This window comes from Paenibacillus sp. FSL R7-0210 (assembly GCF_038009085.1).
GTDB classification, from domain to species: domain Bacteria; phylum Bacillota; class Bacilli; order Paenibacillales; family Paenibacillaceae; genus Paenibacillus_AQ; species Paenibacillus_AQ silagei.
The window spans coordinates 2,143,082-2,164,926 of the sequence record NZ_JBBPAR010000001.1 but is presented as its reverse complement, the minus strand read 5'-3'; the positions used below and the strand labels follow the sequence as shown (position 1 = coordinate 2,164,926).

Genomic DNA, 21,845 nt, shown 5'->3' with positions numbered 1-21,845 from the left:
ATACGTTTGTCAGACAATCATTCATCTACTGAATTTCCTACGAATCCCGAACTGCCGGAGCTGCAATCGGATTGCCTGAACTGCTTCGGGTTATGCTGCGCAGCGCTTCATTTCTCTGCATCCTCAGACTTCGCCATTGACAAGCCTGCCGGACAGCCCTGTCCCAATCTGCGTGAAGACTTCCTCTGCGGCATTCATACTGAGCTACGGGAACGCGGCTTCCGGGGCTGCACCGTTTACGACTGCTTCGGGGCCGGGCAGAAAATCTCCAATCTGACCTATGGCGGACGCGACTGGCGTCAGGCTCCCGAGACTGCTGGACAGATGTTCGAGGTTCTTCCCGTAATGCGCCAGCTGCATGAGCTGCTATGGTATCTGCACGAGGCACTCACGCTGCGCGGGGCCGAGACCCTGCATGATTCGCTTATCAAAATGCTGGAGCAGACGCAGGCCCTCACCCTGCTCAGCCCGGACCAGCTGCTTCAGCTCGAAGTGCCCCTGCACCGAGCTGAAGTCAACGAGCTGCTGCTGCGTGCCAGCGAGCTTGCGCGCACCGCTGCCCGCAAGCAGCTCTCTCCGGCACCGAAGCGCCAGAAGAACTATGGGCGCGGGGCCGATCTGATCGGGGCCAAGCTGCGCGGGGCCGACCTCCGCTGCCTCAGCTTACGGGGCGCGTATCTGATCGCTGCGGATCTCAGCGGCGCTGACCTGCGGTTCGCCGATCTGATTGGCGCGGACTTCCGCGATACGAATCTGCGCGGAGCCGATCTGCGGGGCAGTCTCTTCCTGACTCAGGCGCAGCTGCAAGCTGCGCAAGGCAGCCCGTCCACCAAGCTGCCGGAATCCTTAAGACATCCGGAGCACTGGGCTTGATAAGTGGAAACGGCTTTGCCGTCCTTTTAAGGACGGTACCGTTTCGGCGAGAAATAGAAGGATAATTTATAGCGTGAAACATATACATTCTTATATTTGGAGAAGAAACCGGATGATGTTCTATCCGGTTTTTTTGTGTCGTCCAGATGGTTGGTTCAACGATTTTCCCTTGCCATTTGCCTGCCGATGATTTATATTGACATGACAGCAGGTCTAAAATAAATGAGGTGAACGGATAAGATGACTCCCCGCACGAAGGAACAGAACGAAGATATCCGGCTGCGGCGGCTGGTGCAGATCCGAAAAGCAGCAGCGGACGTATTTTTGAATAAAGGGCCTTTATTAGAAATCCGGGATGTGGCTGCGGCGGCCGGTCTCGGTTATGGTACGGTCTATCATTATTACAGCAATAAGGGTGATTTGCTTCACGACTTGTTATGGGATGCGCTCGACCGGGCCGGGGAATGGCTGAAGTTCCCGCCTATGGCAGAGCCCGGGCTACCGCTAAAGATCCCGCTGGAGGGTTCTGCCGCCGGGGTGCGGCTATTGCAGCTATGGGCGGAGGATCACGCTATCTATCTGCTGTGTAAGCAGGCTGGTGAGGGATTCCCTTCCCTGCCTGAAGCCCGCTCTTCCCCGCTCACTGCCGAGTTCCGCCGGGAGGTGCTGACCCCGCTGTCCATGATGCTTGGCACTGGACTTACGGAGGAATCACTTTCTCCTGGAGGGACAGTAGTCGATGCGCCGTCTGGATTACAATATACAGAGATGCTGTTAGCCGCTCTGGTTGGCTGTGCTGCATTGTCCCTCCGCCGAGGGCAGCTTAATGAAGATGCAACGGAGATCGTCAGAGTTCTGAAACTATAAAAGACAGACAATAGTGAAAGATTAAGGAGCGAATGCACATATCATGATTATTCTTAAATCCCCCAGAGAAATTGAAGAGATGAAGCAAGCCAGCCAAATTGTTGCCGATTGCTACCGTGAAGTCTCCAAACACATTGTACCTGGAATCACTACGCTTGAAATTAATGATTTGGTAGCCAAACATATCACCAAGCTAGGTGGCAAGCAGTTCACCAAAGGCTACAACGGATTCCCTGCCGAGACCTGCATATCCATTAACGATGTGGTTGCCCATGGGATTCCATCCAGCAGACGGGTCGTGAAGGAAGGCGACTTGCTGAAGCTGGACATTGTGGCGCAATACGGGGGTTGGTTCGGAGATTCGTGCGTGAGCTACGCTGTCGGTGAGATCGGGCCGGAGGCACAGAGATTAATGCAGGTAACGAAGGAGTGCCTGGATCTGGGAATCGCCCGGGCTGTTCCGGGAGGACGGCTGGGTGACATCACATCGGCCATACAACAGCATGCCGAAGCACACGGTTATTCGGTCGTGCGCGATCTGCTGGCGCATGGCATCGGACGAAGCTTGCATGAGGAGCCGAGCTACGTGCACATCGGCACCGCAGGCAAAGGCATCCGACTCAAAGAAGGCATGGTATTTACGATTGAGCCCATGATTAACGAAGGCACATACCAAATCACCATCGACGATGATGAATGGACCGCAAGAACGGCTGACGGCAAGCTCTCCGCGCAGTATGAGCACACCATTGCAATTACTGCAGATGGACCGCTGATTTTAACAGCCCAGTAAACATTGTAGTAGAACGTTAACACATATAGGCTGGATCTAGTTGACCACTTACGAACCCTAAGAACCCTCCCGTTTCTGTCTAGGGATTGTCCCCTATTAGAAAACTGAAGGGTTTTATTTGTTACCTTTATGACCGGGTTTTGTGGTTACGGCGTTGGATGCTGTCGCGCGATTGGGTGATTCTGCTTGTTGGCTGCTGGTTAGTGTTTTGAACTTACTATTATGAATTTTTCATGTGTTGAATTTTTGGAATTTAACTACTATTGTTGGATAATTGTCTGTTGCCAGAGCTCCATTCTTCAATTTCTGCTCCAGTTCTGACTTCATTAATTCCAGCTGTTGAGTTATAGAGTGATCCCGAGGTCCTACTGTTCCAATATCCCAATATACCTTGATCTTCTAACAATTCATTTTTATTAATTATTGTTGGTGTTGTTTGGTGGTTGTTATTTGGTTGTTGTTTGGTTGTTGTTTGGTTGTGCATGTTTCTGTTATGAATTTTTCATATGTTGAAACTTAATAATAAAGGTTTAGTTGGTTAGTCATTTGACTTATCGGCTTGCTGGCCGGTCGCTACTAGAAATGCTGAGAACTTGCCGTGCTCCTTCAGGTTAAGGGGATGCTTAAGTGCAGTTTGTACAACTAAATCTCCTGATGTCCCGCCGATAATCCGTTTAGTTGTATTTCGTGCATTTAAACTAACCTGATTCCTCGATTCTGGCCTATTCGGGCAAATTTAGTTGTACAGACTACAATTAGAGGAGGAAATCCTTGATTTTTACTGTTTTTAATTGTACTGAATACATCTATCCCTGAAAGCTCGCCTCAAGCGAACGTCCTCAAGTCCTCAAGTCATTCATCCATCCATCCGCTCGTCCATCCATCCGCTCGTCCGTCCATCCGCTTATCCATAGCCTCATCTCCCTCCTAACTGAACTCACTTCATAAGCTCTGATACTCCCCAATTCCTTTGCTTCAAATTCACCCTCGAATCTCACCCGGCAGCTTCAGCACGGTTACCTTGTCACCAGCAGATAATTGTCCGCTGTCCGGCGGGATGACGATCAGGCAGTCGCTGTCTTTGATCGTAACTGTGACGGATGACTCGTCCACGGCGGCTGGATAAACATAGAGAACTGCTTCGCGGATCTCCAGACGGGCGCGGACATAGCGGGTGAAGCTGTTGGCCCGCTCATAATTTACACCCAGCACCGCTGTCCACTCCGGCAGATACGGCTGTACTGCACCCTGCATCAGCCCGATGACCGGACGGGCAAACAGTTGGAATCCTACGAAGCATGCGCCCGGATTGCCGGATAAGGCGAGCAGGATGCTCCCGCCGCGAACGGCTGCCGTAGTGACGCTGCCGGGGCGCATGGCTATTTTATTGAACAGCATCTCTCCGCTCTGCTCACGGACCAAATCACCCATAATATCATAATCCCCGACAGATACGCCGCCGGTAGTAATCACCAGATCATAGCTCTCCAGTGCCATCTGCACCTTACTGCGGGCCAGCTCCAGATCATCGATGATTGCACCCAGCATCACGGGCTCCCCGCCCGCTTCCCGGATTAGCGCCTCCAGCATGGGTGAGTTGCTGTTGCGGATTTTGCCCGGCACTAACGGCTCGTCCACCTCCAGCAGCTCAGTCCCGGTAGCGAAGACCGCCACCTTGGGTCTGCGGCGTACAGGAACCTCCGGCACTCCGAGCGCTGCCAGAACAGCAATTTCGCCAGCGCCGATTAGAGTCCCTTCAGAAAGCACTGGATCACCTGTACTAAGCTCCAGCCCGCAAGGGGTAATATGCTGCCCCCGCTCTTGCGGCTTGCGGATACCGACATAAGTGACTCCGCCCTCTATCCGGCTCTCCGTAGCCTCCATCATAATTACGGTGTCTGCGCCGTCTGGAATCTGCGCTCCCGTCATTATGCGCGCAGAAGTGCCAGCCGTAATCTCTCTGGAGGCTACTGCGCCGCAGGGTATGACTTCGATGACTTCAAGCCACACCGTGTCAGGGTCTCCTGCCGCTAAAGTATCTGCCGCAATCACGGCGAAGCCGTCCATACTGGAGCGGTCAAATGCCGGAAAGGGATGTGGTGCATGGGCAGACTCAGCCAGATAACGCCCGCTGCTGAGATGCAGGGGTACAGCTTCCGGCGCAAGCAGCGCAGCATAAGGCTTCAGCCTGCCTTGCGCCTCTGCAACCTGCAGCACTGACCGCTGAAATTTATCACTGCTGTATTCCTTGTTATTATCCCTGCTGTATTCGTTGTTATATTCCTTGTTATGATGCTCTCGGTTAGTCACTGTTGAATTCACTCCTTCTGCTTCTCCGGTAGATTGCTGCTCATTAAACCAATTACGCCCTATTCTAACATGAAGGCATGGCAAAAGGGATGCACAGGCCTGTAACAAGCGCATGCATCCCTTATTCCATTGCGATTCTATTCCGCAGTCAGCAGCGCAGCCGCAGCCCAGCTCCAATTCAAGCTTAAGATGCGCGGATCACTCTGACATCAGCCGAAAGGACGCTTTCACCCTCATAGAGCATGAACCGTCCATTCTGCCATTCCACACGCAGCAGCCGCGAATCATCCGCCTGGTATTGCCAGACATGCTGCTCCCCGCCGTTCATATAAGGCGTCTGCCCGGTAACGGCGGCATATCCTTCATATTCTTCCTCCAGATAGAAGGTCCGGTCATCCAGCTCCAGGGTAGCCGGGACCTCGGAAGGACTGTCCAGACGCCCGTCTATCGGGTGATACAATCTGTATTGCAGCTCTTCCCGCTCTTCTATATACAGATAGGCGATCCGGCTCCCGTCACGCAGCGTCAGTACAACAGCATTACGGCCACTCGTCTTCGTCCGGCCCGTCACTTCATAGGTGACCAGGGAGACCTCACAGATATCTCCGGGAGACAGGGTCAGCATGCTTGCGGGCGCTTTAGGCGCCTCCGGCTTCGAGAACAGATTGCCGATTCTTTTCCAAAGACCCAAAGCCATCATCCTCCTACAGATTGGTACGCTAATCCTTCTTCTTATCCGCGAATAAAGGCCGCTATAATCAATGCCCCCGTCACATGCAGCGAGCCTGCCATCAGGCCGTAGCCGACCTTGCCAAGCTGAGTGCCATGATCCAGTTCAAGGTTCCCCCACCGGCTGAGGAGCTGCTCTACCGTCTTCTCCAGCACGAATAACAGGATAAAAGAGACAATCGAGACGATAAGGGCGGTCCCGAGCCGGTTCGCCGCAGCAATGGATGCCGATAAAATATAGCCTTGTGACAGCAGCTTCAACACCAGCCGGGTAGTCACGGCCATATTCCCTGCCTTCAGCTCTTCCATATCATTATAACGGGTAAACAGCGAATCCACGAGCATCAGCACACACAGTAGTACTGCGCCGCTGACCGTCCATACTACCATGGACACCAGGGTATCGAAATCCATTACTCCAGCCCCCGCTTGTTCATATTTCATAACAGGTAAGACAAACATAAAGCGAAGGAGAAACCGCTGGTTCTGTCTCCCCTTCGCCTGTGGCCATCAGCCTGAAGTCCGGCTTATGCCAATATGTTATTGTTTATCGTATTGCTTCATCAGCGCAGCCAGCTCATCTTCAACCGCCTGGTCTTTGCCCAGCTTCTCGAACTCATCATCGAGCGACTTGTTGCCCGAGCTCATCTCGTTGCTGGCTTCTGCCTGTGCTTCGGCCTGCAGCATCTTGTCTTCCATCCGTTTGAGTCCGGCAGAAGCAGAGTCGGAGCTGAATCCGCTCATCGCTTTGTTGATTTCGGTCTGTGCCTTCGCAGCGTTGTAACGGGCAACGAGTGTCTCCCGCTTGTTCTTCATCTGGGTAAGCTGTTTGCGCATTTCATCAAGCTTGCCGCGCAGGTTGTCGGCGGAAGCCTTGTTCTGGTCGAAGCTGGCCTTGTACTCTACAAGCTTGGCTTCTGCTGATTTCTTCTCTTCAAGAGCACGGCGGGCCAGATCGGCGTTACCGGCTTGAGCGGCTGCATGAGCTTGTTGATTACGCTTGTTCACGAGCGCTTCCTGCTCTTCGTACAACTGTTTAAATTTCTTCTCAATAGCGATCTGGGCAGCTACCGCTTTCTCAGCATCCTCCAGATCCTCCGTCATGTCACGAATGTACTGGTCGGTCATTTTAACCGGATCTTCAGCTTTATCGATAATCGCATTCACATTGGACATGGTCAGATCACGCAATCTTTTGAATATAGACATCGTTCATTCCTCCAAAATAAAAGTTAGTTGTTCAATGGTATCTTTTACGCAGGGAGATGGGGATCGTTTCAAAAATTTGTTCCGGCCTTCTGTACTAAATATTGCTCCACCTTATCATTCACAATATTTACGACCGCAAGGATGCCCTCTTTGCTCAGATCGTCATAGTGAATGCCCATCACAACCGTGACTGTCCGGTTCAATGCGGCAGCAGCCTTCAGCGCAATGGCTTCACTGATCGTATGCTCCTTATGATGGGGAACGGCAGAGGTCATCACCCGTGCGAATTCTCCGTCCATGTACGCCGTGCTTGCTGCACCGATATGGCGCACTCCCCCGGTAATCAGCAGCAGCAGATCACGGCCCACCTCGGTCTCGGACAGCACAATATCGTCAGGATGCACCAGATTCGTTGTCAAGCAGAACTCCCCTCCCTTTATATTAACCATAGGCTGTAGAGATCTCTCATTCTGCGGCAAAAAGATCATTGCAAACCGGCTTGCTGCCTATACAATACCACGGATCTCATCCAGTGAGGAAATATTCTCTTCCTTCATAAACTGCTGCAATTCTTCCACAAGTGTGCTGCCCGCCCGCAAATTCATGAAATTGTAGGTTCCAACCTGTATTACAGTCGCTCCCGCCATAATAAATTCAATAATATCCGTGGCTGAAGTGATGCCGCCCATGCCGATTACCGGAATGGTTACCCGGCGGGCTACCTGATGCACCATACGCAGAGCCACCGGCTTAACCGCTGGTCCGGATAGTCCCGCATAGAGGTTATTGAACACACTGCGGCGGCGGCGGACGTCGATCTTCATCCCGGAGATCGTGTTGATCAGAGAGACGGCGTCCGCCCCTTCTGCTTCACACATCACAGCCATCTCCGCAATATCCTCGGCATTGGGCGACAGCTTCACGGCCAGCGGCAGACTTGTAGCCGCCCGTACCGCACGAACCACTTCCTGCGCTGCCGGAGTCTTCACGCCAAAAGCAATTCCGCCCTCCTTCACGTTCGGGCAGGAGATATTCAGCTCAATCATATCCACGGCCTGCGTCCCGGCCAGAAGACGGGCATCCGCATCCCGCTGGATCAGCTCAGCACCCAGCACGTAATCCGCCAGCGTGTTGCCGCCTAGGTTCACGATACGTGCGGTATCCAGCGTCTCCCAATACGGCAGCTCCTTGGCCAGAAAGGCCTTTACTCCCGGATTCTCAAGCCCCACGCTGTTCAGCATACCGGAAGGCGTCTCATAGACGCGGATTCCGGGATTACCAGCTTTGGCGTGAAGCGTTAGCCCCTTGCCGGAGATTCCGCCAAGCAGGGACACATCATATAACCGGCCATACTCACGGCCGAAGCCGAAGGTGCCGGAAGCCATCACAATCGGATTCTTGAAGGATACACCGGCAATCGTTGCAGTTGTATCAATAGTTGTATTAATCATGGAATAATACCTCCTCAGCCAGGAAGACAGGACCGTCTGCGCAGGCTTTGCGTTGCCCGTCCTTGCAGGAGACGCTGCAGACCAGACAAGCGCCGATACCGCAGGCCATCCGGTTCTCCAGTGACAGATAGACGTCAGGGCGCTTACCCGCAGGATCTGGAGCGCTGCCCTTGAGCTGTGCAGCCTTCAGCATCGGATGCGGGCCGCAGACGAAGATATGGTCATACGCCGAGAAATCCACGCTGTCCAGAATTAGTCCGCCTACATCGACGGTCAGCTCAGCAGCCAGAGGACGGAAGGCTTCTGTACGAAACGGCTCGCGGCTGAAGCCGAGATAGATATCGCTCTCTGGAAGCTTCTGCGCACAATAATAAAGCGGAGCAATTCCGATCCCCCCGCCCACTAACGCTACCCTGCCTTCCACCTGCGGGAAGCCTGTGCCGAACGGTCCCTCCAGCTCCAACGGATCGCCCGGATTCAGTCCGGCAAGGATCTCTGTTCCTTCACCCACTACGTGATATAAGAATTCAACACCGTTATCATTCACCTGATGTATGCTAAGCGGTCTGGACAGCAGCGGATAGGCTCCCCATGCCCGCAGCATGTAGAACTGCCCCATCTCCCCGCTGTTTCCTCCTTCAACTACCAGGTGGTACACTCCTTCAGCCAGCCGCTCATTACTAATCACCGTCGCCACGTTATCAAGCTCCTTCAAATTTAATCTTATTAACCATGCCTGAGAAGGAACTTAAAATCTGTGACATTATTCACAAATGATGCCCTCTATTTCTTGTTCCAGATTCCGCGCACATAAGGTGCGGGCAGCTCGGACGGATCAATTCCGCCCAGCGCCTCAGCAGCATGATGTACCCAGTACGGATCGCTAAGCATGCCTCTGCCTACAGCCACCAGCTCTGCCTTCGCCTCCGTAATCACTGCCTGCGCTTCTGCATATGACTCCAGACGCCCTACAGCGATAACAGGAACCTGTAATCCGCTGCGTATGTATTCGGCAAGCCCCACCTGGTAAGCCGGCCCCGCATTAGGGCCTCCATTCGAGCCAATCGGCCCTTCCCCGCCCGAGGATACATGGAACAGGTCTACGCCTGCATCCTTGTAGCGGCGGCAGAATTCCAGCGCATAAGCTTCATCATAACCGCCCTCGACGTATTCCTTGGCGGACACCCGCATGATTAGCGGCATCTCAGCCGGCAGTACCTCACGCACCGCCTCTACCACCTGTTCACCGAACAGGATGGGGTCTTGGCCATACTCATCATCCCGGACATTGGAGAGCGGGGAATGGAACTGGTGAATGAGGTATCCATGGGCTCCATGCAGCTCAACGGTATCGAATCCCGCTTCAACCGCGCGCCGCGCCGCTTCCCGGAAGGCGATAATCAGCTCCGCAATCTCTTCACGGCTAAGCGCCTTGGGCATAGCATAGGTATCATCAAACGGGATTGCCGAAGGTGCAACCGGCGGAACGGCATCGACGGCCTTGCGGCCGGCATGGCCGAGCTGGATGGCAACCTTAGCACCATGGGCATGAACGGCATCTGTCAGCCGCTTGAACGCCGGAATCTGTCCGTCCTCCCAGATCCCGGTGTCCCGGTTCGTGATCCGTCCATCGGGGTGAACTCCGCTCATCTCTACAATAATGAAGCCGCTCCCGCCGACAGCCCGGCTGACATAATGCACATGATGCCAATCCGTCGGAATACCATCCTGCTTCTCAACCGCATACTGGCACATTGGAGGCATGACCACGCGGTTCTTCAGGGTCAGAGCCTTCAGTTCATAAGGTGTGAACAAATCGGTCATTCTTGTCTCCATCCTTCCCGTATCTATGATCCATTTCAGTATACAACGATTTGCGGATGTGATAAATCTTTGAATGCTCTGCTGCCTGTATGGCATAATTTCACGGCTGCTTGGAAATAACAACCCTTATATTCTAAAATAACCGGACCCGTGGTTGGAGGAGGCATCATTCCGATGAAACTGGTAATATTCCGCCGCATTGTGCTGCTCATAACCGTTATTGCCCTGGCCCTGTCTGCTCCTGCACCAGCTGCGGAGCTTGTGTCTGTCTCTGCTGCAGCGGCAGATAGTCCTGCGCCAGTGCCAGCACAAGAGATCCTGCCATCTTCCCGGCCACAAGCTTCTATTGAAGAGGAAACGGCGGTACCGGCAGGATCAGCGGCCTCCCAATCTTCAGTAAGGCGCCATAAAAAAAGCAAAGGCCTCTCCCTCAGCCAGTTGCTGCGCAAATACCCGGAGACCCTCAAGACCCAGGGTCCCCGCCGCAAAATGATCGCTCTCACCTTCGATGATGTGCCTGATCCGCGCTTCACCCCGCAGCTCCTGGATGTGCTGCGCAAATATAAAGTCAAAGCTACATTCTTCGTGGTCGGCAGCCGTGCGGAGAAGCATCCCGCCCTGGTAGCCCGGATGATCCGCGAAGGCCATGCTATCGGCAATCACTCCTATAATCACCCCCAGTTCAGCAAGCTGAGTCTGAATGCCTTCCGCATCCAGATTATCCGGACGGAGAATATTCTGCAGCTGCTGGCCGGATACAAGCCAAAGCTGATCCGCCCGCCGTATGGAGACATCAACGAGCCGCAGCTTAAATGGGCGAAAGCGCATGGCTATAAGCTGGTGAACTGGAACGTCGACTCGCTCGACTGGAGAGGACTATCCAAAAATCAGGTCAAGCATAACATCCTCTCCCGGGCCGGCAGAGGGGCCATCATCCTACAGCATGGGGGCGGCGGCAGGGGCAGTAATCTTCAGGGAACATTGCAGGCCTTGCCCGAGATTATCAGCAATCTGCGCCAGCGCGGATACAGCTTCGTAACCGTTCCCCAGATGCTCCAGGTCAGCAAAAGCAAATAACCGCTTGATAAGCAGGGTAACAAAAAAGGAAACAAAACCGGCGAAGCTGCCTGGTTTTGTTTCCTTTTCATTAATACCTGTTATGCTTGCAGTGGTGCAACTTATCATTAACGGTTTATTCAATAATATATAAATGTACATACTGATAACCGAAATCGGCTACAAAGCTCTGGCTGCCCGGAATAAAGATATCGATCCGGTTGCCCTTGATCGCGCTCCCCATATCCGTGGCTGTAGCTACGAAAGCTTGCTTCGGAAGGCCCGGATGGGTATACCCGGTTACGAGCACCTTCGTTCCCAGCGGAATCACGCTCGGGTCAACGGCGATGGTTCCGAGCTTCAGCGTATTGCCGAAATAATCGACTGCGCCCCACTTGCCATTCTCGCTGGCTGCTGAGGAATAGGCGGAAGCCTTGACCTGCAGCACTTTGGCATAATTGAATTCTTTGCCCCAGGCTTGAACAGTGTTGGTTGCCGGCTGCACACTAAAGGCTTGAACTTCTGCAGCGTCCACAGCTTCTACTGAAGCTGCTGCAGTATTGGCTGCTGCCACAGTCTTGGCTTGAACATCACCCGGAATGGTGAATTTCAGCCCGGGATAAATATTTAGCGCTGAAATCTGCGGGTTCGCATTCATAAGCTCTTCTACACTTATGCCATAATGATTGGATAGAGTATAATAGGTTGTAGTCTCTCCAGCGATATGTACGCTGTCGGCTTGAACGGGAGCTGCGTGAAGCAAGGTGCCGAGTCCCAGTACGGCCGCCAGGGCGGTGATGGCTCTGATCTTGAGTTTCATGAATTGCCTCCTTCAATGGTGACGCGCGGTTTGTAAACTAACAGTAATGAATATATCACAACTTTGTAACCATTGACTATGGTTTTGTGGATATTGGAAATAATTAGCCCTATTAAAGCGTTATCAAGGATGCAAATATTACATATTCTTAATCATTATGAAGAGACTCTGCAGAATTATGCCATGTTTCCTGAATATTCGCAAAAATTTTACACAGTTTTAACATTTCTCGCTTAAGCAAATAGTAGAATGAAAGAATACGATATCATAACTAGACATTGAAGCAACTTGGAGGGTCCATGAACGTGAATACAGATGAGAAAAAAATCAACAATATCAGTCCTGCAACAGCCTATCTTAACCGTGACCTCAGCTGGATCGAGTTCAACCGCCGGGTGCTCGGCGAGGCACAGGACCCGGAGAACCCGCTGATTGAGCGGGCCAAATTCCTGGCCATTGTGTCCAGTAACCTGGATGAGTTCATCAGTGTCCGGGTAGCGGGCATCCAGGATCAGATCCGGGCGGGATATACCAAAAAAGATTTTACCGGCTACACGCCCTCCGGCCTCTATAAACGCCTCAGCAAACGGGTGACCAAAATCGTCGCCGACCAGTACCGCACCTTTAAGGATATTTCACGCAGCCTGCACAAAGAGGGCATCGTGTTCGTTGATTATGAAGACTTGACACCGGCACAGGAGCTGTCGGTTGAGGAATACTACCGTGATATTATTTTCCCTGTGCTGACTCCGATGGCCGTGGACCAGAGCCGTCCATTCCCGCTGGTTCACAGCCAATTCATCTATCTGGCTGTCGTGCTGACACGCAAGGACAGCCAGGAGGATGAGCCTTACTTCGCCATTCTGCAGATTCCGTCCAATCTGCCGCGCTGCATTCCCTTGCCTCACCGCTCGAACAGCAAAAAACGGCAATTCGTATTCATTGAAGATGTGATCCGCCATCATATTCAGACCTTATTTAGCGGTTATGATCCGGTAGCTGTCAGCGAATTCCGCCTGACCCGTAACTCCGACCTGACGATAGATGAAGAAGGTGCGGAGGATCTGCTGGAGGAGATTGAGAAGGAGCTCCGCAAACGCCGCCGTGGTGTGCCTGCCCGTCTGGAGGTCCAGAAAGGCATCCATCCCTATGCACTGGAGCAGCTTCAGGCTGAATTCGAGCTGGAGGACTTCCTTTTCGAAATTGAAGGTCCGCTTGATCTCGGCTTCCTGCGCAGCTTCACCAGCAGTCTGAAGGGCTTCAGCTATCTGCTCAACCCGCCTGTCGAGCCGATGTATCCGGCAGAATTCGAGGAGAATGAGGATTTCTTCGAGGTGCTGAGCACCCGTGATGTGTTGGTCTATCATCCGTACGAATCCTTCGATGCGATGACGGATTTCATTATCCAAGCCTCCGAGGATGAGCAGGTGATGGCGATCAAAATGACGCTGTACCGGGTCAGCGGCAATTCTCCGCTGATTACTGCCCTCGCCAACGCAGCCGAATCCGGCAAGCAGGTTACGGTGGTCGTGGAGCTGAAGGCCCGCTTCGATGAGGAACGCAACATCGCCTGGGCGCGTAAGCTGGAGCAGTCCGGCTGCCACGTGGTCTACGGTCTCGTCGGCCTCAAGACCCATGCCAAGGTGACGCTGATCGTCCGCCAGGAAGGCTCAGAGCTGCGCCGTTATGTTCACGTGGGGACAGGCAACTACAATGACAGCACGGCCAAGGCCTATACCGACCTTAGCCTGTTCACCGCCAATCATGAGATTGGCCTGGATGCGTCAGAGCTGTTCAATCAGATGACAGGCTACTCCGCCAACTACAACTGGAACTCCTTCATCGTAGCACCGACCAATATGAGTCTGTCGCTCCAGAAGCTGATTCTGCGTGAGGCGGAGCATGCCGCCGCAGGCCGGCCTGCACGGATTATCGCCAAGATGAACTCTCTGTCGAACCAGGAGGTTATTGATTATCTGTACAGCGCGGCCCAGGCGGGAGTGTCTATCGACCTGATCGTCCGGGGAGTCTGCTGTCTGCGTCCGGGAATTGAAGGCCTCAGTGAGCGCATTACGGTACGCAGCATTGTGGACCGCTTCCTGGAGCATTCACGCATCTATTACTTCGAGAACGGCGGCGATCCCGAGGTCTACCTGTCCAGTGCCGACTGGATGACACGCAACCTGACCCGGCGGATCGAGCTGATGTGTCCGGTGAAGGATAGCAGTATCCGCGGTCAGATTGTCAAGATTCTGGAGCTGTCGCTGATGGACAATGTCAAATCCAGCTTCCTTCAGCCCAACGGATATTATGAACGGATCGACGACAAAAAGGCCCCGCTCCGGAGCCAGTTCGCCGCTATGGATGTTACCCGCTGGAAGGGAAGCCGAGCTTTACCTTCACCGACCAAGCATTCCTGAAGGCTTTGAGTGCATTCTCAATGTCCTCCAGGCCGATAAGCACCTGTCCGCCCTGAAGCTCCAGATCCAGCGTATGATTATGCAGACGGGACTTCAGCCCGCTGACAATGCCGATCTCGGTGCTGTCCAGCGCAATGCTTAACTGCACTAATGTACCCAGCTTATGAATCCATTCCTCGTCGGAAGGCAGCAAAATGTCCTTATGCATCAGGGACAGTTTCTGCTTCCGGCTTTTTGTGCTGTAGGAAGCGATGTACGCGCTAAGAATCAGCTGGCGGTGCGTCAGTCCCCGGATGGGTGAATTCATCAGCCAGTAGTGAGTGTGCCGCTTGGATTGATAATAGTTAATATTGGAGCCTGTCCGGTGCAGCATAATCGCCACATAGACCAGCATCTCCTGCTCCTCCCGGTCCCCTTCCCGATCAAAGGCCCCCAGCAGGCTCAGCGCCAGCTTGTTGATATGGTCGAGATGCCGCTTGGAGGTACGGATATCGAAGCGGATAATCGTATCCAGGCTGTATTCCAGCGCGCTGTCACGCACCGGCTGCTCCGGCTCCAGCAGATCATGCAGCATGCCCTCACGCAGGCCTTCGCCGCTGATCAGCGCCCGGCTGGCTCCAATGTAATGATAGACGGTATGGAAAATAATCAGCCCGGACACGATGATATCCGCCCGGCTTTTGGACAGCCCGTCCAGATCCTTACGCTTCTCAAACGGGGTAGCGGGCAGAACCTCCATGAACCGTTCGATCGTCTCGTTCTCCAGTACGTAACCATGGGAATTAGGCAGCGAATAATCGCGGTTCCTCTGATCGAGCTTAGCCAGTGAGCGAAGCGTTCCTCCCAGCCCGTATAGCGGAAGTCCTGTGCCCGTAGATAGCCAGTCATGCTCCACCAGCCTGCCGGTTACGTATAATTGCAGCTTGCGGAGCTGATCCGCATTCCAGTTGCCGCCCTGGCTGAACATCTGATTGGTGTTGACCGCACCGAACGGGAACGAGATACTCTGCTGATAACGCCGTCCGCGGAATAAGGTAACCTCGGTACTGCCCCCGCCGATATCAATCACGAAGCCATCCTGGACGTCAAAAGCATTAATCACCCCAAGGAAGCCGAAATACGCCTCCTGATATCCGCTGACCACCTCAATCGGAATCGACGAAGCCTCTGACAGATAGCTGATGATCTCCGCTGAGTTCGCTGCATTTCGAATGGCGGCGGTGGCGCCTGCGCGAATTCTCTCTACTTCAAAATCATCACAGATCTCCTTGAACTGCTGAAGAACAGGTATGATCGTATCCATATCCTTCTTCTCCAGCCTGCCCTCCTTCGTAATCTTCTCGCTCAAACGGGCAGAGTACTTACATTCCTTGATGATTTTGTAGCCGCCTGCCTGCGTCGTGTCATAAATTACAAGTCGTATAGAGTTGGAACCAATATCAATAATGCCGATCCGGCAAAGATCATCTCTCATCTGTATGTACTCCTTTTCAAGTAGATTGATCATTTGTATACTATATCACCCATTGTGCACTCCGCCAAAATAAAATAACCCCATATGGTGGGGTTATTTAACCAGCCTTCTATAATACCTTGCTGAGAAAATCGCGAGTGCGGGCATGCTTGGGATGACCGAACACCTCTGCCGGTGTCCCCTGCTCCACAATCACTCCGCCGTCCATGAACAGGATTCGGTCCCCTACTTCACGGGCGAAGCCCATCTCGTGCGTCACAATCACCATGGTCATGCCGTTCACCGCCAGCTGCTTCATAACCTCCAGCACTTCACCGACCATCTCCGGGTCCAGCGCCGAGGTTGGCTCGTCGAACAGCATGACATGCGGCTGCATAGCCAGCGCCCGGGCGATTGCGATCCGCTGCTTCTGTCCGCCGGAGAGCTGCGCCGGATAAGCATCGCGCTTGTCTTCAAGGCCTACAGTCCGCAGCAGCTCCATCGCGTACTTCTCGGCCTCAGCAGCCTGCTGCTTCTTCACCTTGAGCGGAGCGAGCATAATGTTCTGCAGCACGGATTTGTGCGGGAACAGGTTGAATTGCTGGAACACCATCCCCATTTTCTCGCGGGTCACGTTGATGTCATGGCCCTTCGCGGTAATGGATTGACCCTCGAAGCTGATCTCCCCGCCTGTGGGCTGCTCCAGCAGGTTCAGGCAGCGCAGAAAGGTGCTTTTACCCGATCCGCTGGGACCGATGACAACAACAACCTCACCCTTGTGAATATTCAGATCAATACCCTTCAGGATCTCCAGCTTCCCAAAGCTCTTCCGCAGGTTCTTAACCTCGATCATCCGTGTTCAGCCTCCGTTCCAATATACCCAGCAGCTTGGATAGTGTGAATGTTAGTACGAAATACATGACCGCAATTACAAGCAGCGGACTAAGTCCTTCATAAGTAATGGTGGTTATTGTTCTGGCTTGGAACAGCAGATCCGCTACACCAATCATCGATACGATAGAGGACTCCTTAATAATTGTAATGAATTCGTTGCCGATGGCAGGCAATACGTTCTTCAATGCCTGCGGCAAAATGATGTAACGCATGGTCATGCCCTGCTTCATTCCGAGTGAACGAGCCGCCTCCATCTGGCCGCGGTCCACCCCTTGAATTCCGGCACGGAAAATCTCAGCCAAATATGCCGAGCTGTTAATCGTAAGTGTGATCGCACCCGACTGAATCGGGGACAGCGAAATACCAAACTCCGGCAGGCCGTAGTGAATCAGAAACAATTGCACCAGCATCGGCGTCCCGCGTAAGAATTCCACCCATGCGGTGGCAATAAAGCGCAGAATTCTCCATTTGGACATCCGCAGGAGCGAAACCAGGATGCCTAGCACGAAACCGAAGAATACCCCCAGCACCGCAAGCAGCAGTGTGTACTGCAGACCGGATAAGAATAAATTGCGGTACTCATAAGCCATATCGAATACATTCATTGCCCTCAAACCCTCCTCTTCTCAAAAAAATAGAAAACGGCGGATCACCGCCATTTTCTGCATGGTAGAGCATAATCCCGCAGCCAGCTGCGGGCCTATCTTGATCTCCGCTAACTGTATATGCGGCTTTCGCGTGTTATTTGCTCTCAGCAAGCTCGCTTGCTGCCGCTACAAATTCATCAATCTTGCCTTCGGAGTTCAGCCGTCCGAGTGTCTTATTCACTTGATCGAGCAGCTCGGTGTTGCCCTTCTTCACACCGATGACATAGCCGTCATCTTCAACCTCCGGCTTGGCATCCGTGATCACGAGGCCCTTGACGTTCTTCACAAAGGACTTGGCAACAGGTCCTTCCATGATGGAAGCATCCACCCGGTTCGACTGCAGCTGCAGGACGATTTCGGAGATTTTGCTGAGGGAGGTCAGCTGTGCGCCTTCGATGCCCTTGGCGATCCCCTCCTGGATGGAACCGGTCTGAATTCCGATCTTGGCACCCTTCAGTGCGTCCATGCTGGCGAATTTGTCCTTGTCGGCTTCACGCACTACGACAGCCTGCTCTGCCTTATAGTAGATGTCCGAGAGACCTACAGCTTCAGCGCGTTCCGGTGTCGGGCTAAGTCCCGAGATCACCATATCGATCCGGCCGCTTGCCAGCTCATTCAGCAAAGAGTCGAACGGAAGATCCTTAACCTCCAGCTCCTGGCCCAAATCAGCGGCAATCTCCTTGGCAATCTCGATATCGAAACCAACAATCGTATCCGTACCTTCAACCATCTTGTGGAATTCATATGGAGGAAAGTCTGCGCTTGTACCCATAATCAGCTTCTTGGCCGGCGCCTCCGTGCTTGCAGCACCGCCATTTCCGCTTGCTGCGGTATTGTTCTTATCGTTATTGGAGCCGCATCCGGCCAAGAGTCCTGCTGCCAGCAGCAGTCCCATAGAAAGTTTACCCCATTTGTTCATTTGTCTCGTCTCCCTGTTCTATTTATATTCTCTATTCTATCCGTCCCATGGACCGACTTATTATAAATCACTTCGCATGAATATGCAAAGACGATTTTGTGACAAAAACCTGTTACGGCGACAAAAAAATGCACATCCTATGAAGGTGGTATATAATACTATCTACTATAGATTATCTCCAAATGCCGCACGAATCATTACAGCTTCCACCCAACTTACAGGAGGTGCTACTATGCTGCTTGAAGCGATGTACCATGTTCCCCGTGACAAATGGGCCTATGCCTATGATACTGAAACGATTCATCTGCGTGTGCGCACCAAACGTGATGATGTGGACTACGTAGTCGCCCTTACCGGCGACAAGTATGATTGGCAGCATACCTCTTATGACATTATCATGGAGAAGGCCGCCTCCGATGACAAATTCGACTACTGGGAAGCGGCGGTCCGGCCCAAATATAAGCGGCTTAGCTATACTTTTCGCGTAAGTAAGGGTATGGAGACGGTCTATCTGCTCGATAACGGTATTCGCTCTGAGTGTCCGCCGCCGCCGAATCACTTCTACGAATTTCCCTATATCCACGGGATCGACTTGTTCCGGGTTCCTCCCTGGGCAAAGGATGCCGTATTCTACCAGATCATGACCGAGCGTTTTGCGAATGGCAATCCCCTGATTAATCCGGAAGGCACGCAGCCTTGGGGCGGCAAGCCCGAGCTGAATAATTTCTTCGGCGGCGACCTTCAGGGCGTGCTGGACCATCTGGATGATCTGCAGGAGCTGGGCGTCAACGCCCTCTACTTCACGCCGCTGTTCGTCTCCCCTTCCAACCATAAATATGACATTGTGGATTACCGGAGAGTTGACCCGCATTTCGGCGATAATGAGCTGCTGAAGCAGGTCGTCGAGGAATGCCATAGACGGGGCCTGCGCGTCATGCTTGACGCGGTGTTCAACCATTGCAGCGACCAGTTCCCGCCCTTCCAGGATGTGCTGGCCAAAGGGGAGTATTCCGTCTACCGGGACTGGTTCCATGTGAACTCTTTTCCGGCTGAGATTGTGGACGGTATTCCCACCTATGACACGTTCGGCTTCTACGGCAATATGCCGAAGTTCAACACCGCCAATCATGAAGTAAAATCTTATCTGCTGGAGGTGGCCGAATACTGGATCAAGGAGATCAAGGTGGACGGCTGGCGGCTGGATGTGGCCAACGAGGTGGACCATCACTTCTGGCGTGATTTCCGCAAGGTGGTCAAAGCCGCGAACCCGGATGCCTACATCGTCGGCGAGGTATGGAGCGACTCCTTAACCTGGCTGCTCGGCGACCAGTTCGATTCGGTGATGAACTATCCCTTCTCGGGGACGGTGCTGGAATTCTTCAACGGCGGGATGGACGGCATCACCTTCGGTCACCGGATCGGCGGCCTGCTCATGCGTTATCCGCAGCAGACGAACGAGGTGGTCTTCAATCTGCTCGGCAGCCATGACACCCCCCGCCTGCTCACCGTGCTTGGTGAAGACAAACGGAAGCTGAAGCTGACGGTCGTCTTCCTGTTCACCTTCATGGGCACCCCCTGCATCTATTACGGCGATGAGATTGGCCTGACCGGCTACGAGGACCCGGATTGCCGCAAATGTATGGAATGGGATCAGGGCAAGCAAGACCGCGAGCTGTATGACTTTTACCGGATGATGATTAGTTTGCGCAAGGAGCATAAGGCGCTTCGTGAAGGCCGCTTCCGGATTCTTCAGGCCTGTGAGCATGACCCGTGCATTGTCTATGAGCGCGCAGATGAGCTGATCCATTTCACGGTCTGGATGAACAATTCACCGCAGCAACGCACGCTCAGCCACCCGATGGAGACCAGTGACTGGCTGGATGCGCTGACCGGCGAAGCAGTAGCCCCGGAACGCGGGATGATGAATGTGGCACTGGAGCCGTACGAGTACCGGATTCTGTTCCGGCATATTGTGGAGGCTTGATGAAATTAGACACATTTAAGTTTTGAACACGTTGCATGGTCGCCGTTGCGGTGAACAACGTCAAAAAGGCATCCCTAAGTTCATCATGAACTGAGGGGTGCCTTTTCCCATCTAAACCTTACTGTACCTATTCCTCCGCAGCCACAGTAATCTTGTTATAAATATCAATGTACTGCTGAGCGGATACGTTCCAGCTGTAGTCGCCGGAGAATGCGTTTTTGGCTACTTTTTTCCAGTGCTCGGGCTTGTGGTAGAACGATACGGCGCGGCGGAGCGTATGCATCATATCATGGGCGTTGTAATCCTTGAAGGTGAAGCCGTTGCCCTCACCGGTATATTCGTTGTATGCCTGCACGGTATCGTTCAGCCCGCCTGTCTCACGGACCACCGGAATGCTGCCGTAACGCAGCGCGAGGAGCTGGCTGATGCCGCAAGGCTCGAATTTGGACGGCATCAGGAAGATGTCGCTGGCGGCGTAGATTTTGCGGGACAAGGCATCACTGAAGGTAATCTGTGACGACAGCTTGGTCGGATAACGCCACTGCGCCTCACGGAACCAGCGTTCGTAGACCTCATCCCCCGTCCCCAGCAGCACGAACTGAATGTCATCGTAGTACAGCAGCTCATCCAGCACACGGGTTAGCAGATCCAGTCCCTTGGAATCCACCAGACGCGTAACCATAGCTACCATTGGAATGTAAGGGGCCACCGGCAATCCAAGCTCCTGCTGGAGTCCCAGCTTGTTCTCGGCTTTTTTGGCCAGGTTAGAGCGGTACTTGGTGAAGATTGCCGTATCACTGGACGGATTATAGCTCTTGGTATCAATTCCGTTCACAATGCCGCTGAGCGCGTCAGAGCGCGCAGTCAGGAGACCATCAAGACCATAGCCGTAGTACGGGGTCCGGATCTCATCGGCATAAGTCGGGCTGACGGTGGTGACATGGTCACTGTAGACAATCCCGCCCTTCATATAATTCACATTCCCGTAATACTCCACGCCCAGGAAATAACTGTCGTCCAGACCCAGCAGCTCACCCAGCACGGTATACGGGAAGACTCCCTGATACAGGAGATTATGTATGGTGAATACCGTACGCATCTCACTGTAGAACGGATTATGGCGGTAATGCGCCTGCAGCAGCAGCGGAACCACCGCAGCATGCCAGTCATGGCAATGGATTACATCCGGCTGGAAGCTAATGGCCGGCAGACATTCCAGCACCGCCCGGTTAAAGTACGCGAACCGCTCGCCGTCATCCATATAGCCATAGATTCCGTCACGGCCGAAGTAATACTCATTGTCGATGAAATAGACGGGAATCCCTTCAAATACCACCTTTTCGATCCCGCAATACTGATTGCGCCAGCCAATCGGGACCTCCAGAGTAGCGACATGCTCCATCTGAGCGGAATACTTCTCAGGAATTCCTTTGTATTTGGGCAAAATTACCCGGACATCGACCCCGGCCGCCTTGAGGGCTTTCGGCAAAGCGCCGATGACATCGGCCAGTCCGCCTGTTTTGATAAATGGATGGGCTTCCGCCGCGGCAAATAATACTTTCATTCCATCTCCCCCTTATATAGTGGCTTATTCGG

At 53.2% G+C, this 21,845-nt stretch carries 20 protein-coding genes; 6 read left to right on the top strand and 14 right to left on the bottom strand.

Annotation, left to right across the window (positions count from 1 at the left end; genetic code table 11):
- The first annotated feature begins 6 nt into the window (after positions 1–6).
- The 3 genes from MKY64_RS09410 to map all read left to right on the top strand — a co-directional run bounded on the left by MKY64_RS09410 (position 7) and on the right by map (position 2,533).
- Positions 7–873, top strand: a complete 867-nt coding sequence (locus MKY64_RS09410; RefSeq protein ID WP_340952418.1) for a pentapeptide repeat-containing protein — start codon at positions 7–9, stop codon at positions 871–873.
- 240 nt (positions 874–1,113) lie between these two features.
- Positions 1,114–1,740, top strand: a complete 627-nt coding sequence (locus MKY64_RS09405; protein ID WP_036726507.1) for a TetR/AcrR family transcriptional regulator — start codon at positions 1,114–1,116, stop codon at positions 1,738–1,740.
- Between the two features lie 43 nt (positions 1,741–1,783).
- Positions 1,784–2,533, top strand: coding sequence for a type I methionyl aminopeptidase (gene map / locus MKY64_RS09400; RefSeq protein WP_036726505.1), 750 nt, complete (start codon positions 1,784–1,786; stop codon positions 2,531–2,533).
- 981 nt (positions 2,534–3,514) lie between these two features.
- On the opposite strand, the gene MKY64_RS09395 is transcribed toward map, so the two are convergent.
- From MKY64_RS09395 to MKY64_RS09360, 8 genes are all read right to left on the bottom strand, one after another.
- Positions 3,515–4,843, bottom strand: coding sequence for a molybdopterin molybdotransferase MoeA (locus MKY64_RS09395; RefSeq protein ID WP_340952413.1), 1,329 nt, complete (start codon positions 4,841–4,843; stop codon positions 3,515–3,517).
- Between the two features lie 184 nt (positions 4,844–5,027).
- A complete protein-coding gene (locus tag MKY64_RS09390; RefSeq protein WP_036726503.1) occupies positions 5,028–5,534 on the bottom strand; it encodes a DUF4178 domain-containing protein in 507 nt (168 codons plus the stop codon).
- A 41-nt stretch (positions 5,535–5,575) separates the two neighbouring features.
- Complete coding sequence (locus MKY64_RS09385) at positions 5,576–5,986, bottom strand: DUF350 domain-containing protein (protein WP_036726501.1); 411 nt, start codon at positions 5,984–5,986, stop codon at positions 5,576–5,578.
- Between the two features lie 126 nt (positions 5,987–6,112).
- Positions 6,113–6,781, bottom strand: coding sequence for a PspA/IM30 family protein (locus MKY64_RS09380; RefSeq protein WP_036726499.1), 669 nt, complete (start codon positions 6,779–6,781; stop codon positions 6,113–6,115).
- A 68-nt stretch (positions 6,782–6,849) separates the two neighbouring features.
- Positions 6,850–7,200, bottom strand: a complete 351-nt coding sequence (gene lpdD / locus MKY64_RS09375) for a prenylated flavin chaperone LpdD (RefSeq protein ID WP_339248860.1) — start codon at positions 7,198–7,200, stop codon at positions 6,850–6,852.
- A gap of 87 nt (positions 7,201–7,287) precedes the next feature.
- Complete coding sequence (locus MKY64_RS09370; RefSeq protein WP_340952411.1) at positions 7,288–8,232, bottom strand: dihydroorotate dehydrogenase; 945 nt, start codon at positions 8,230–8,232, stop codon at positions 7,288–7,290.
- Positions 8,225–8,929 carry a dihydroorotate dehydrogenase electron transfer subunit gene (locus MKY64_RS09365; protein WP_036726496.1) on the bottom strand — a complete coding sequence of 235 codons (705 nt, stop codon included), beginning with the start codon at positions 8,927–8,929 and terminating at the stop codon, positions 8,225–8,227. Before MKY64_RS09365 ends, MKY64_RS09370 begins: the two co-directional genes overlap by 8 nt.
- Before the next feature lie 86 nt (positions 8,930–9,015).
- Positions 9,016–10,056: an NADH:flavin oxidoreductase/NADH oxidase gene (locus tag MKY64_RS09360; protein WP_340952408.1), complete on the bottom strand. Its 1,041-nt coding sequence runs from the start codon at positions 10,054–10,056 to the stop codon at positions 9,016–9,018.
- A 174-nt stretch (positions 10,057–10,230) separates the two neighbouring features.
- On the opposite strand from MKY64_RS09360, the gene MKY64_RS09355 reads away from it, so the two are divergent.
- Positions 10,231–11,133, top strand: coding sequence for a polysaccharide deacetylase family protein (locus tag MKY64_RS09355; protein ID WP_339248863.1), 903 nt, complete (start codon positions 10,231–10,233; stop codon positions 11,131–11,133).
- Positions 11,134–11,248: 115 nt separating this feature from the next.
- On the opposite strand, the gene MKY64_RS09350 is transcribed toward MKY64_RS09355, so the two are convergent.
- Positions 11,249–11,932 carry a 3D domain-containing protein gene (locus MKY64_RS09350; protein ID WP_209873728.1) on the bottom strand — a complete coding sequence of 228 codons (684 nt, stop codon included), beginning with the start codon at positions 11,930–11,932 and terminating at the stop codon, positions 11,249–11,251.
- 299 nt (positions 11,933–12,231) lie between these two features.
- Here MKY64_RS09350 and ppk1 point away from each other — a divergent pair, with 299 nt between their 5' ends.
- Entirely contained in the window at positions 12,232–14,352 is a 2,121-nt protein-coding gene (gene ppk1, locus MKY64_RS09345; protein ID WP_339248865.1) for a polyphosphate kinase 1, read from the top strand.
- Here the strand turns inward: ppk1 and MKY64_RS09340 are convergent.
- The 4 genes from MKY64_RS09340 to MKY64_RS09325 form a co-directional block, all read right to left on the bottom strand.
- The gene (locus MKY64_RS09340; protein WP_209873721.1) at positions 14,300–15,826 is read right to left on the bottom strand and encodes a Ppx/GppA phosphatase family protein; all 1,527 of its coding nucleotides are present in this window, start codon (positions 15,824–15,826) and stop codon (positions 14,300–14,302) included. The genes ppk1 and MKY64_RS09340 overlap by 53 nt on opposite strands.
- Positions 15,827–15,935: 109 nt before the next feature.
- A complete protein-coding gene (locus MKY64_RS09335; protein WP_209873719.1) occupies positions 15,936–16,658 on the bottom strand; it encodes an amino acid ABC transporter ATP-binding protein in 723 nt (240 codons plus the stop codon).
- On the bottom strand, positions 16,645–17,304 hold the full coding sequence (locus tag MKY64_RS09330; RefSeq protein ID WP_036726482.1) for an amino acid ABC transporter permease: 660 nt from the start codon (positions 17,302–17,304) through the stop codon (positions 16,645–16,647). Before MKY64_RS09330 ends, MKY64_RS09335 begins: the two co-directional genes overlap by 14 nt.
- A gap of 136 nt (positions 17,305–17,440) precedes the next feature.
- Complete coding sequence (locus MKY64_RS09325) at positions 17,441–18,265, bottom strand: transporter substrate-binding domain-containing protein (RefSeq protein ID WP_209873716.1); 825 nt, start codon at positions 18,263–18,265, stop codon at positions 17,441–17,443.
- Between the two features lie 232 nt (positions 18,266–18,497).
- On the opposite strand from MKY64_RS09325, the gene MKY64_RS09320 reads away from it, so the two are divergent.
- Positions 18,498–20,249 (top strand): alpha-glycosidase, encoded by a 1,752-nt coding sequence (locus tag MKY64_RS09320; protein ID WP_076079315.1) that lies wholly within the window; start codon positions 18,498–18,500, stop codon positions 20,247–20,249.
- A 127-nt stretch (positions 20,250–20,376) separates the two neighbouring features.
- Here the strand turns inward: MKY64_RS09320 and glgA are convergent, their stop codons facing one another.
- Complete coding sequence (glgA, locus tag MKY64_RS09315) at positions 20,377–21,813, bottom strand: glycogen synthase GlgA (protein ID WP_209873709.1); 1,437 nt, start codon at positions 21,811–21,813, stop codon at positions 20,377–20,379.
- Positions 21,814–21,845 lie beyond the last annotated feature (32 nt).